The organism is Afipia sp. GAS231 (assembly GCF_900103365.1).
In the GTDB taxonomy this organism is placed as follows: Bacteria; Pseudomonadota; Alphaproteobacteria; order Rhizobiales; family Xanthobacteraceae; genus Bradyrhizobium.
Map to the genome: position 1 here is coordinate 4,961,843 of NZ_LT629703.1, position 12,875 is coordinate 4,974,717.

Below are 12,875 nucleotides of genomic sequence, written 5' to 3' on the forward strand. Positions count from 1 at the left end.
TTTCAAAGGCATTTCGTTGCGTTGCATTCCGTCGCAGGCGGGGTTGCAAGGCTCGTTCCGGTGCGATCGCCCGGCCGTAAAGTCCAACTTGAACCGGCCCGCATGACATTCTATTAGTCTGCAACAAGCTCGTCGGCCGAAATCGATGTACTTTAAGCTTTCCCGGTCTCCGCGAACTGCTAAAGCGGTCAGAATTATTTCGCTTCAGAACGCAACCCCGATTGTTGAAAGAATTGCAATGGCGAGAAGGATCGCAGCCAAAGGTCGTGCTCCAAAAGTGAAAAAGGCACGAAAGGGGCCGGACCGTCGTAAGCAGATCATCGCCGCTGCATCGGAGTTGTTTGCGAGCAAAGGATTTGAAGGCACCTCGATACGGGACATCGCCGCGGCATCCGGAGTTCTGTCCGGATCTCTCTACTATCACTTTCCATCGAAGGAGGATCTGCTCTTTACCGTCCATCAGGAAAGCCTCACCGCAATGCGGCAACAGGTGGAGGCCGCCATTGCTGGCATCTCGGAGCCGTGGCAACGCCTCGAGGAGGCGATCGTTGCGCATTGTCATGTTTTGCTCGGAGGAAGCGTGACCCGCGCAATCCTTATGCCTCCGCGCTACTACACGTTTCCGGGAGTCAAAAAACTGGTTCGCCAAAGGGACGAGTACGAGCAGATCTTTGCTGGGCTCATCGACGATCTGCCGTTGTCGAGTAGGTGTGACCGTCATGCGTTCAGGCTCGCTCTTCTTGGCGCAATGAACTGGACTGTGTTCTGGTTCGAATCGAGCGGGCGTTTGAAGATCGAGGAGGTCGGACGGCAGATCGCGCTTATGGTTCGTGGTGCTGAGTCGAGCCATTCGAAGGGGAAAAAGCGCAGTTGACATATGGATCGCGCAATGACGAATTTCGGTGCTGCTCACGGTTCCGATAGTCATGCCCGTTTGTTTTCCGAAACTCTGACCTATCGGAGCCAGGGAGTTGCGGCATCGCAACGCTCTATTCGCGATTACGCCGCCCAATGGTTCGCTCCGTTTCCGAACGTTTCCCGAGCCTCGATCGTTGAAACCGTGCGGGTCCCCCGGATATTTGCCGCAACGTTGAGCAGCCAGCTTGCGTCGACCAGATTGGCAGTAGCCGGCGCGAGTATCTTGAATATCCTGTTTCTCTGATATTCAAACCATTCGACCGCCATGAACGTCGCTGTAATGGTGTCCGCAGCGAAGGTCGGCAATGGCATGCGGGCTTGACGCGCGTTGATCATCTCCAACGTGCGGTTTGGGCACGTACGCCTGCCGTCACCGTCGGCTAGTGCCGCGCCGAGCGCGGAACCAATACGATAAAGGGCGTCCCGAGCGGCACTTAACACGGTGTCGCAATTTATAAATCCGTGGAATTGCCCCGGGTAGTGCAGCAATTCCACCGGCACTCCCGCCTCCCGCAGCAATTGCGTGTAAGCCAAACCATCGTCGCGAATAGGATCAAAACCGGCAGTGACAACAAGCGCTGGCGCCAGTCCGCTAAAATCCTTGCCATAGGCGGGCGACAGGCGAGAATCTCGATAGTTCACGTTGTCCCCGACGACCGATCTGACCCAATCAATCACCTCCGCCGTAAGCAGATAGCCGCTCGCGTTGTCGGCCTTCGACGCGGGCTCGTCAGCCAAATTTGTTGCGGGATAAATCAGAACTTGCAGGCGCAGGGCGGGGAGCCCCCGCTTCCCGAATTGCTGCGCCAGAGCGGCGGCCAAATTGCCTCCCGCGGAGTCGCCGCCTATCGCAACGCTCGTTGGGTCGATTCCGAACTGCGGCCCGTTCTTGAAAATCCACTCGATCGCGGTCATGCCGTCCTCGCGTCCCGCATAGAGGTCGTGCTCCGGCGCAAGTCGATAATCCACGGCTACCACGGCGCATCCTGCGGTATTGGCGATGCTACGGCAGATGGAATCCGTCGTGCCCGCTTCACCGATCAGAAACGCGCCGCCGTGAAACCACACGAAGGCAGGGCGCGCCCGGCCGTCTCCTCCTGCGGGGAAATAGATCCTCAGCTTGATTGGCCCGGAAGGACTGTCGATGACGACTTGGTCGATGTGTCCCACAGGATCCCGCCGGCCGACCGCGAGAGCGAAATATCGCCAACGTAATCGAAGTTGGGCCAGCGTGTATGATCGCAACGGGCGCCAAGCCACGAGATTGAAAATGCGGAGAAAGGTTCGCGCCTCGGGGTCGGGGCGCGGTGTCTTCATTGCGCCAGGCATGCCCATTGTTGAGACATCGATACGATTGGCATTCATTCTTGCAAATCCAGTCTCTGGCCCCGGGGCCCCAAAATCGAGCCTGCAATTTCCGCTCTTGCTAATCAATCAAGCGAACGATAGATTAATAAATAAGCGCTGCATAGCCGGCGAGCGGCATTTTGTGTGCCGATTAAAAGCGATTTCGGGAAGGATTCGGGGAGAGAAGGATATCTCTCCGAAAAAAGGAGAGTACGAAGTTGAGCGACGGACCGAACTTCGACATCGCTGGCGTTTGGCGTGATTTCCTAAGCCAATGGGAAACAGCCGGAAATTCCCTGGGTGGCCAGGCCATGGGTACGCCGGAATTCAGCAAAGCGATGAATCAAGCGGGCAATCTGTCTGCGGCTACGCAACATTTCTTCGCGGAGATCAGCGCTAAATACCTGTCTTCGCTCAATCTTCCGAGCCGTGCCGACATAACCGCGCTCGGCGATAGGATGCAATCGATCGAGGGGCGCCTAGACGAGGTCTTGTCGTTGCTGCGAGATTCGACCGGGCTTGATCCGGCCGGCGCGGCGCCCTCGATCCGGCCGACACGAAACCGCAAGCCGCCCGAGGCCGCAAATCAAGCTGTTGTTCACCCCGACCAGCGCACGTAAAGCAGGGCTCGTCTCATGAATCGTGTCGGCGAGGGAGAAGGGGGGATTGCTCAACGTTTCCAGAGCGAGATCGAGAAGGCGATCCAGCGAAACATCAAAGGCCTTGAATATTTCGCCTCTCCGGCGCCGGCTGTCGGTCTCACGCCCAAGAATGTCATTTACAAGCGCGGAACGTTGAATCTCTATCACTACCGTCCGGTGACGAACGACGTCTATCGGGTGCCGCTCTTGCTCGTTATGGCAACCACCAACAAAGCGTACGTATTTGACCTTGCGCCGGGACAGAGTTTAATCGAGTTCCTGCTTCGGCAGGGGTACGATGTCTATGTGATCGACTGGGATCCTCCTCGGCCGGAAGAGAAGCGATTGAGGCTCGAAGACTACGTTCTGGATTTCATTCCAGACTGCATTAAGCGTGTCCAGAGCCGCTCGCAAACCGAAGACGTCACGCTGATCGGCTATTGCATGGGCGGCGTTTTGTCGGTGATCTATGCTTCCCTGCACCCCAATGGCCCCATCAAGAATCTGGCCTGCTTTACGACTCCCATCAACTGGGAGCCGATGAAACTTGTTCAAAACTGGACGGATCGCCGATATTTCGACGTCGATCGTCTGGTGGATACCCTCGGAATTATTCCATCCGACGTCGTAGCTGCCGGATTCGACATGCAGCGACCCACCCAGAAGATCGCGGGGACGCTGCGGCTGTGGGACAACATGTGGAACGATCAATTCGTCAAATCCTACCGCATGTTCGATCGATGGGGTAGCGACACCCTTCCCCTTGCCGGCGAATACTTCAGGCAAGTGACAAAGGAACTGCTCTGGGAGAACCGGCTGGTGAAAGGCACTCTCGAGCTCCGGGGGCAACGGGTCGACCTGAGCGCGATCAAGGTCCCTCTGCTGCATGTCGTTGCAGAGCATGATCATATTGTTCCCTATGACTGTGCCAAGGAACTGATGTTCAAGGTCGGATCGGAAGACAAGGAAGAGGTTATTTTAAAGGGCGGGCACGTGAGCCTGGTCGCTGGACCGAACGCAGTCAAGAGGATGTGGCCTAAACTCGATCAATGGCTGGGAGAGCGTTCAACATGAGCGAAGTGCAGCGAACGTATCCGCAAAATGTCGACTGCAATGGTGTCGACGTTCGATTGGACATGATGTCGGCTGGCGACGAGCAGGACGTCCTCGCCTTCGCGCGGTCGCTGCCGGAGAAGGACCTTCTCTTCATGCGCCGGGACATCCGGCAGGCGAAGGTAGTGGCAGCCTGGTCCGAACTAATCGAGCAGGGGCGACTGGCAAGCCTGCTGGCCTGGAGCGGTGACAAGGTGGTAGGCTGCACCGCGCTTATCGTCGACCCCCTTTCGTGGTCACCCCATGTCGGCGAGCTTCGTGTGATCGTCAGCCGTGACATGAGAGGGCTTGGGCTCGGCCGGGTAATGATCCAGGAGGGGTTCGCAATGGCTCTTTCCAAAGGGCTCGAAAAGCTCGTCGCACAGATGACCATCGATCAACAATCGGCCATTGCCGTATTTGAAGGTCTCGGGTTTCGCGGCGAGGCGCTGATGCGCAATCACGTGAAAGATGCCGATGGCGGAAAGCACGACATCGTTCTTCTTAGTCATGACGTCGCGAGGGTTCAATCGCAAATGGAAGCGTATGGATTGACCGACGCGTTCTAGAAGCAACGGAGACACCCAGATGCCGGATTCACTGATCGAATGGACGCCCTCGGCCTACAAGTATCCGTTGCTGATCAAGCAGTTGCTGCACGCGCCAATGCTGCATGCTCTGGATCGGGAGATCGTCTATCGGGACGTCGGCCGATATACCTATCGCGACTTGAAGGAGCGAATCGGCCGCCTGGCAACTGCACTCGCCTTGAAAGGCGTCGTTCACGGCGACGTCGTCGGAGTGCTGGATTGGGATAGCCACCGCTACCTTGAGTGCTATTTCGCGATTCCGATGATGGGGGCGACCCTGCAGACGGTTAATGTGAGGCTTTCGCCCGAGCAGGTGCTTTTCACTCTGAACCACGCGCGGCCAAAGCTGTTGCTGGTCAATGTCGAGTTCCTGCCGCTGGTCGAACAGCTGCGCGACAAGCTCGAAACCGTCGAAGGCATTATCGTGATGACCGACGACGACGGCAGCCCGAAAATAAGCGATGGATTTGCCGGGAATTATGAAGCATTGCTCGCAGCCAGCGGAGCTAACTTCGAGTTTCCTGATTTTGACGAGAATACCCGCGCAACCATGTTCTATACGACAGGAACGACGGGCGTTCCGAAAGGGGTCTATTTTAGCCACCGTCAGCTCGTGCTACATACCCTGATCGACTTGGTTGGCTTCGGGTCCCCGGCAGTGCAGGGACGATTTCACCGCGAAGACGTCTATATGCCAATCACGCCAATGTTCCACGTCCATGGCTGGGGACTGCCCTATGCGGCGACGGCCGCCGGTGTGAAGCAGGTTTATCCCGGCCGGTATCAGCCCGAACTTCTCCTGAACCTGATCAAGACCGAGGGCGTCACTTTCAGCCATTGTGTGCCGACGATCCTGCAAATGCTGTTGTCCGCACCCAATAGCGGGGACGTCGATCTTTCCAAACTGAAAATGGTGATCGGCGGTGCAGCACTCTCAAAGGCGCTGGCCAAGGCTGCGATGCAGCGCGGTATCGATATTTTTGCCGGTTACGGCATGTCGGAATCCGGTCCCATCCTGACGATAGCGCAGCTAAGGGAGCATGAGCTGACCGGAAACCTCGACGAAGAGGTCGAGCTTCGCACCAAAACCGGGACGCCGGTGCCGTTAGTCGACTTCCGCATCGTCGATGGCCACATGAAAGATGTCGCTCACGACGGGCGAACCGCAGGAGAAATCGTCGTCCGCGCACCGTGGCTCACGATGGGATATCTTAATAACCCTTCTTCTTCGGAAAAGCTCTGGGAAGGCGGTTATCTGCATACCGGCGACATCGGCACCATGACCGCGAACGGCGTCGTCCAGATCACCGACCGCATCAAAGATGTGATCAAGACGGGGGGGGAGTGGATCTCGTCGATAGAGCTCGAGGACATCCTGCTCCAGATGCCAGGCTTGAGCGAGGCGGCGATCATCGGCATTGCGGATGCAAAATGGGGCGAGCGACCGCTCGCCATCCTGGTCGCACGGCAAGCCGGCAGTGTCGACAATGCAACCGTGCAAAAGCACGTCAAAGCGTATGCCGATAAAGGTGTCATTTCGCGCTTTGCCATTCCAGACAAGATCATGTTTGTCGACGCGCTCGACAAGACAAGCGTCGGCAAGATCGACAAGAAGGTGCTGCGCGCCAAATACGGCGACGGCTGAGAGTTCAAGAAATGGACATCTGTTTGAGCTATTGCTCGATTAATAAAACGTGACCCTGGCTATAACTGAGGCCGGGATCACGACAGGATGCAAAGACGCGGCACGCAGAAAACAATCTGGAACCGGGAGAGTAAAATGGCCGACAAGACCGTCATGGATATGTTCGCCGACATGGCCAAGCAGATTAATTTGCCGAAGATCGATTATGACGCGTTTCTCGACATCCATCGCAAGAACATTGAGGCACTGCAAAAATCTGCTTCAACCCTGTCTGACGGCGGGCGTGCCGTCTTCGCAAAGCAGCAGGAGATCCTGACGGAGGTGGCGCGGGAGGCACGGCAACAGATCGCTGACTTCAAGCCGGTCGGTTCACCCACAGAAGTCGCAGCCAAGCAGGCGGAGTTGGTGCGACGCGTTTTTGAGGCGACGGTCAGGAATACCAAGGATGTCGCCGAACTGGTCCGGACGTCAGGCAGCGAAGCGCCGAAGATTATTCTTGAGCGCATGCGTGAGAGCGTTGCCGAGGCGCGGGCGGCCGTGGAGTCAGGAAGAGCCTGAACCGTGGTTGCCCGCCGTTGGAAGGGGACACGAAGAGTCTGCTGCAATGCGGAAGGACCGTGACTCGGAAGGAGCCTCTGAAGCGAAGTACGTGATTTTCGCGAGCCGGCTTGCGGAGACGAGCCCAAAGGTCCGTACTGCAAGTCGTCGAGCCCCTGACCATGTTGCCAGGGCCGTCGCCATGAAACGTTCAAACGCCTTAACCTGAGGGTGCGCACCAAGATGAAAAAAGAGGACGTGCTCAAGCAGTACACGACGCCGACGGGAGCTCCGGCTTTTGTTCCAGGCCCGCATCGCTTCACATCGCGCGAGTATCTAAACATCACCTACCGGACGGACCGGGAGGCTCTCCTCAAGCAGGTTCCCGAACCCCTGGAAGTCGACGAGCCGCTGGTGCGCTTCGAAGTGATGAACATGCCCGACACCACCGGCTATGGCTCATATGTCGAATGTGGGCAGGCGGCGGTCGTGCGGCACAAGGACGAAGTCGGCGAATACATCATCGGGATGTATCTCGACAACCTGCCGGCAATTGCCGCTGGCCGCGAACTCAGTGCTTTCCCGAAGAAGCTCGGTTCGGCGAAGCTGTTCGTCGATTCCGATACGCTGGTTGGAACGCTGGATTACGGCACGCTCAGCGTCGCCCGTGCGACGATGGGCTACAAGCACAAGCCGATGGATCTGGAGAAGGCGCGGCAGGAAATCTGCGTCCCCACCTTCATGCTGAAAATTCTTCCGAGCTATACGAAACGCCCGCGCATTTGCGAACTGGTTCGCACCGAGATCACCAACATCTCCGTGAAGGGCGCGTGGCGCGGACCGGCCCGGCTGCAACTGTTCGAGCACGTGCTGGCGCCGCTTGCGGATCTTCCCGTCCGCGAGATCATTTCGGCCACGCATATCCTGACCGATCTCACGCTTTCGCCGGCCGTTGTCATCTACGACTATCTCACCGACAGCGCGCCTTCGGCCGGTCCAGGGGAATAGGCTGATATCATGGCCACAGCTCAACAGGATATTCTGAACCGATATTCGAAGGTTACGGTGATCGGCGCCGGCGTCATTGGCGCGTCGTGGACGGCGCTGTTTCTGGCGCACGGTCTGGCGGTGGTTGTCAACGATCCGCGCCCGGATGTCGAAACCATCGTCCGCGATTATATCCGCAACAATCTGTCGACGCTTGGGGAGCTAGGGCTGCCGACCGATAACCTGGAAAAGCGGCTGAGCTTCGAGGCCGATCTCGAACGCTCGGTGACAGGCGCCGATCTGGTTCAGGAAAACGGACCGGAGCGGATCGAGTTCAAACAGGACTTATGGGCGCGCATCGGCAAGGTCGTTGGAGAGCACGCGCTGATGCTTTCGTCGAGCTCCGCCAAGACTGCGACGGAGCAGGCGTTGAAGATGTCCCGGCCCGAGCGGCTGCTGGTGGGGCATCCCTTCAACCCGCCCCATTTGATACCATTGGTCGAAGTCGTGCCCGGCGAGAAGACGAGCCCGGAGGCGGTGGATGACGCGGTCGCGTTCTACGCCGCACTCGGCAAGGTGCCGCGCGTCGTGCGCAAGGAAATGCCCGGCTTCGTTGCCAACCGCCTGCAACGGGCGATTTTCCGGGAATGCTGCTACCTCGTTATCCAGGGCGTCGTCAAAGTCGATGAACTCGACGACATCGTGACCAGTTCGATCGGCCTGCGCTGGGCGGCGGACGGCCCGTTCCGCTCGTTCCATCTCGGTGGCGGCGCGGGTGGGTTCAAATCGTTCTTCAAGCAGTTCGGTCCGGGTCTCAACGAGGCCTGGAAGAACATGGCGGCTGTCGATCTGGACGAGGCGGCGCAGGACAAGATCATCGCGCAGGCCGAGGCATCCTTTGCCGCGCAACCTCCCGAGCAGCTCGAGAGTGAACGCGACGCCAAGCAACTGGCGATCATCCGCGCGCTTAGGGACGTGCAGGCGGGCAAATAACGCAGGCTGCAATCGCGTCGTCCAGGCCGGCGCCGGAGCACGACCAACGGGAGGAACGAGATGGGACTTTTGTTCGAGGGTTTGAAGGTGATCGATTGCGGCAGCTTCATCGCAGCGCCGGCAGCGGCCACGATTCTGTCCGACTTCGGCGCCGATGTTGTCAAGATCGAGCCGCCGGGGGCAGGGGATCCTTACCGGCATCTCACCAAGCTTCCCGGCCATCCGAAGAGCGACCAGAACTATGCGTGGATGCTCGGTTCGCGCAACAAGCGCAGCCTCGCGGTCGATATGGGGAAGCCCGAAGGCAGGGCCGCGGTCCAGCGTCTCGCCTCGCAAGCCGATGTGTTCATCACCAACTATCCCGCCGCGGTCCGCAAGAAGCTTGGCATCGGCTATGAAGCGCTGGCGGCGCTGAACGACCGGCTGATCTACGCGTCGTTCTCCGGCTATGGTGAGAACGGCGCCGAGGCGACCAAGCCGGGCTTCGATGTCACGGCATGGTGGGCGCGGTCGGGTTTGATGGACACCGTTCGCGCGTCGTCGGAAGCGGTGCCGGTGCGGCCCGCGAACGGCATGGGCGATCACTCTGCCGGCTTCACGCTCTATTCGGGCATCGTGATGGCGCTTTATCAGCGCCAGAATACGGGGAAAGGCACCGAGGTCTCGTCGTCGCTGGTGGCGAACGGGCTCTGGGCCAACGGCTACAACGCGCAGGCGGCCTTGTGCGGCGCGACCTTCACGGACCGTCCGGCGCGCGAAGTCGCATTCAATGCGCTGACCAATTACTACAAGTGCCGTGACGGTCGCTGGCTGATCCTGACCATTCTCAATGAAGAAAAGCAGTGGCCGGAATTCATGAAATGCCTGGATCGCGGGGATCTGACCGAGGACCCGCGCTTCGCCAAGAAGGCGGACCGATTGACGCGATCTCACGAATTGATCGCCTTGCTCGACAAGGAATTCGCGAAATTCGATCGCCCGGAATTGCGAAAGCGCCTGACGGAAAGAGGGATCGTGTTCGACGTCGTGGCCACGCCGGAGGATATTCCGTCGGACCAGCAGCTCCTCGACAACGACATTCTTATACCCTTCGTCGACAGCGAAACCAGGACGATCAATAGCCCTATTGCCCTGCGTGGCGTGGACAAGGCGCAACCAAGGATGCCGCCTTCGGTAGGCCAGCACAGCGACGAGGTGCTGAAGGAGGCTGGATACGACGCGGCGGCGATCGCCCAGATGCGGGCTGCCGGTGCCATCGGCTGAGCAACGACCATCCAGAACCATTTTTGTTTCATCAGGAGCGACGCATGAAAATCGAAGAGCTGTTCTCGGTCCGGGGGAAGGTGGCCCTGGTCACCGGCGGGAGTCGCGGTCTCGGCGAAATGATCGCCCGCGCCTACGTCGAAAACGGCGCCAAGGTCTATATCACCGCCCGGCGCGCCGAGGCCTGCGAGGCGCTTGCAAAGGAGCTGTCGCAGTTCGGCGAATGCATTGCGATCCCGGCGGATCTGTCACGGATGGAAGAGATTGCTCGGCTGGCCGGCGAGCTGCACAAGCGGGAGAAGAAGCTCGATATTCTCGTTAACAATGCCGGCGCAAGCTGGGGCGCGACCTTCGCCGAGTTCCCCGAGAATGGTTGGGACAAGGTGATGGATCTCAACGTGAAGTCGGTATTCTTCCTGACCCAGAGTCTGCTCGACCTGCTGGAAGCGGCAGGATCGGCGAATTCCTACTCGCGGGTGATCAACATCGGTTCGATCGAGGGCATCCGGACGTCGCATCTCGAAGCCTACTCATATGCGGCGTCGAAAGCAGGCGTGAACCACCTGACGCGCATCATGGCAAAGTTTCTCGCGCCAAAGCACATTGCGGTCAACGCAATTGCGCCTGGCTACTTCCCGTCGAAAATGACCGATGCGATCGATGAGCATGGTGCCAAGGAAGTCGTCGACGATGCGCCCATGAAACGCATGGGACATGCGGACGATCTCGCGGGCATTGCGATCTACCTCGCCTCGCGAGCCAGCGGCTTCGTCTGCGGTGCGGTCATTCCGGTCGACGGTGGTTTGGCCACGACGGCGTAAGGCTCCTGCCGAGAGGAGCGAGTGCGGACTTCGAGAACCCCTCCAAAAAACGGCGCCGAATGATGCGGCGCCGTTTTTTGACCTTGAACCATCAGCATTGGGGGGTGTCTGCCTTAAGACGTCAATCCGGTCTCGATAGCTGGTTCGTTCAGGACCTCGGTTGGGTCCGCAGCCTTTACGATTATCAGCAACAGCAAGCCGGACAGCAGGTAGGCTCCCACAATAAGATAGGTGCTGTAGAGCGAGCTGCCCGTCGTCGCGGAAATGTAGCCCGTGAGGGAAGGTGCGACGGCCGGGCCCAGATTGCCGAGGCTGCTTATGAGCGCGATGCCGCCGGCGGCGCTCGCCTTGGACAGGTACTCGGTGATGGTGGTGAAGAACAAAGGCGTCGCCGAAATGAACCCGAGGCCGGCGAGCGTCAAGCCTATGATCGATGCCAATAAATTGCCGTTGGAAAATGTGATGGCCAACAAGCCGACTGCCGCGACGGCTACGCAGGTGGCGTAGTGCCATCGCCGCTCTCTGGTCTTGTCCGAGTGACGTCCCATCAGAATCGTGCCGATGATGCCTGCAATCTGCGGCAAGGTGGCGAGCAGTCCGACGTGCAACAGATCGGCGACGCCCCAGCTTTTGATCAGCGAGGGAATCCAGAACACCATGGTGTAGGTCGCGCCCAGCAGCAGAAAGTAGGTGAAGGCGAGGCCGTAGACTTTCGGATCTTTCAGCATCTGGAAGAACCCGGCGTGGTGAGCGGTCTCGACGTCCTTGTGATCGTGGTCGAGCTGGAAGCGCAGCGCTGTTTTTTCCTCGGTGCTCAGCCACTTGGCGTCTTCAGGTTTGTCCTGAAGATAGAAGTAAGCGACGAGACCGAGGATTGACGCTGGCACGCCTTGGGAAATGAAGAGCCACTGCCAGCCGTGCCAACCCTCGATGTCGTTGAAATATTTCATCGTTGCGCCGGAAAGCGGGCCGGCAATCACGGACGCGATGGCCGTTGCGGTCATGAACATCGCGATGATCTGGCCGCGCCGCGCTGAGGGGTACCAGTATGTCAGATAGAGTATGATGCCCGGAAAGAAGCCCGCTTCGAGCACGCCAAGCAGGAACCGTGCGATATAGAATTGCACCGGCGTCTGCACGAATGCCATTGCACAAGCGACAATGCCCCAGGTGAACATGATGCGTAGCAGGGTCTTGCGAACCCCGATGCGCTCGAGCAGCAGGTTGCTGGGTACTTCGAACAGGAAGTAGCCGACGAAGAATATGCCCGCGCCGAAGCCGTAAGTCGCATCGCTGAAAGTCAGCGTCTGCTTCATTTGAAGCTGGGCATATCCGATATTGATGCGATCCAGGAACGCGATCATGTAACAAAGAATCAGGAAGGGTAGAATCCGCCAGCCTATCTTGGAGAACAGCCTTGTGACGGCAATTGGCTCCTTGTCAGCAGAAGGAACCGTACGGACGCCGGTTGCGTGCATAGCCATTGTTTACTCCCCTCGTTTGTATTCCCGCGGAGTCTTTTGCTCCGAGTTGGAATGTATTTGCTGTCTTACTCCTTGACGCCGGTTGCGCCGCGAGAATCACGGCGGCTGACGTTCCGCGTAACAAAAATCTGAAATGTTGGACGAGGGCCGTTCGGGATCGTGGCCGGTCGCGCCGGGCGCGCAGCTCCAGATCCTTTGAGCGCCCTCGGGCACACGGTCGGCATCGTCCGCATCGTGATCGACTTTCGCGCAAGAACCAAGGCCAAATGGCCAGCCAAGTTCAAAAGGTCGTCATTAATCTATCAGTCGCTTGATTGTTTAGCAACATGCCCGGCGCGGAGGCACTGTGGACAGGGCGAGCGCTGCCCCGGAAGCGATCGCTGATACTGAGCCGGCCCGGTCGTTTGCGCGACCAGATCGGCGCTGACCTGGGGTGGCCGATCTGGCAGCCCGCAGCCAGATGGTCCTTGCCAATCCCGATTTCGTTGCACGGGCGGAGCGCGCAGGCATCGGGCGGCTAGGCAGAAACGACGCTTCTGCCGCCCTACCGGCGCGTT

General features: G+C 58.7%; 12 protein-coding genes. 10 read left to right on the plus strand and 2 right to left on the minus strand.

The annotated features are described in order from the left end of the window. The first annotated feature begins 238 nt into the window (after positions 1-238). The gene (locus BLS26_RS23435; RefSeq protein ID WP_157676561.1) at positions 239-874 is read left to right on the plus strand and encodes a TetR/AcrR family transcriptional regulator; all 636 of its coding nucleotides are present in this window, start codon (positions 239-241) and stop codon (positions 872-874) included. A 125-nt stretch (positions 875-999) separates the two neighbouring features. Here BLS26_RS23435 and BLS26_RS23440 read toward each other — a convergent pair whose 3' ends face one another. After that, complete coding sequence (locus BLS26_RS23440; protein WP_092514957.1) at positions 1,000-2,283, minus strand: alpha/beta hydrolase; 1,284 nt, start codon at positions 2,281-2,283, stop codon at positions 1,000-1,002. Positions 2,284-2,483: 200 nt separating this feature from the next. Between BLS26_RS23440 and BLS26_RS23445 the strand changes: the two genes are divergently transcribed. The 9 genes from BLS26_RS23445 to BLS26_RS23485 all read left to right on the plus strand — a co-directional run bounded on the left by BLS26_RS23445 (position 2,484) and on the right by BLS26_RS23485 (position 10,834). After that, the gene (locus BLS26_RS23445; protein WP_157676562.1) at positions 2,484-2,885 is read left to right on the plus strand and encodes a hypothetical protein; all 402 of its coding nucleotides are present in this window, start codon (positions 2,484-2,486) and stop codon (positions 2,883-2,885) included. Between the two features lie 15 nt (positions 2,886-2,900). Next, the gene (locus BLS26_RS23450) at positions 2,901-3,980 is read left to right on the plus strand and encodes an alpha/beta fold hydrolase (RefSeq protein WP_092514968.1); all 1,080 of its coding nucleotides are present in this window, start codon (positions 2,901-2,903) and stop codon (positions 3,978-3,980) included. Next, complete coding sequence (locus tag BLS26_RS23455) at positions 3,977-4,567, plus strand: GNAT family N-acetyltransferase (protein ID WP_092514970.1); 591 nt, start codon at positions 3,977-3,979, stop codon at positions 4,565-4,567. Before BLS26_RS23450 ends, BLS26_RS23455 begins: the two co-directional genes overlap by 4 nt. Before the next feature lie 19 nt (positions 4,568-4,586). After that, positions 4,587-6,233: a fatty acid--CoA ligase gene (locus tag BLS26_RS23460; RefSeq protein WP_092514972.1), complete on the plus strand. Its 1,647-nt coding sequence runs from the start codon at positions 4,587-4,589 to the stop codon at positions 6,231-6,233. A 135-nt stretch (positions 6,234-6,368) separates the two neighbouring features. Next, positions 6,369-6,791, plus strand: a complete 423-nt coding sequence (locus BLS26_RS23465; protein WP_157676563.1) for a phasin family protein — start codon at positions 6,369-6,371, stop codon at positions 6,789-6,791. A 222-nt stretch (positions 6,792-7,013) separates the two neighbouring features. Continuing rightward, positions 7,014-7,778, plus strand: coding sequence for an acetoacetate decarboxylase (locus tag BLS26_RS23470; protein WP_092518451.1), 765 nt, complete (start codon positions 7,014-7,016; stop codon positions 7,776-7,778). A 9-nt stretch (positions 7,779-7,787) separates the two neighbouring features. Then, a complete protein-coding gene (locus BLS26_RS23475) occupies positions 7,788-8,750 on the plus strand; it encodes a 3-hydroxyacyl-CoA dehydrogenase NAD-binding domain-containing protein (RefSeq protein ID WP_092514976.1) in 963 nt (320 codons plus the stop codon). 60 nt (positions 8,751-8,810) lie between these two features. Continuing rightward, entirely contained in the window at positions 8,811-10,013 is a 1,203-nt protein-coding gene (locus BLS26_RS23480) for a CaiB/BaiF CoA-transferase family protein (protein WP_092514978.1), read from the plus strand. A 44-nt stretch (positions 10,014-10,057) separates the two neighbouring features. Then, positions 10,058-10,834 carry an SDR family oxidoreductase gene (locus BLS26_RS23485; RefSeq protein WP_092514980.1) on the plus strand — a complete coding sequence of 259 codons (777 nt, stop codon included), beginning with the start codon at positions 10,058-10,060 and terminating at the stop codon, positions 10,832-10,834. 113 nt (positions 10,835-10,947) lie between these two features. Here the strand turns inward: BLS26_RS23485 and BLS26_RS23490 are convergent, their stop codons facing one another. Next, complete coding sequence (locus BLS26_RS23490; RefSeq protein ID WP_244541664.1) at positions 10,948-12,318, minus strand: MFS transporter; 1,371 nt, start codon at positions 12,316-12,318, stop codon at positions 10,948-10,950. Positions 12,319-12,875: the final 557 nt, after the last annotated feature.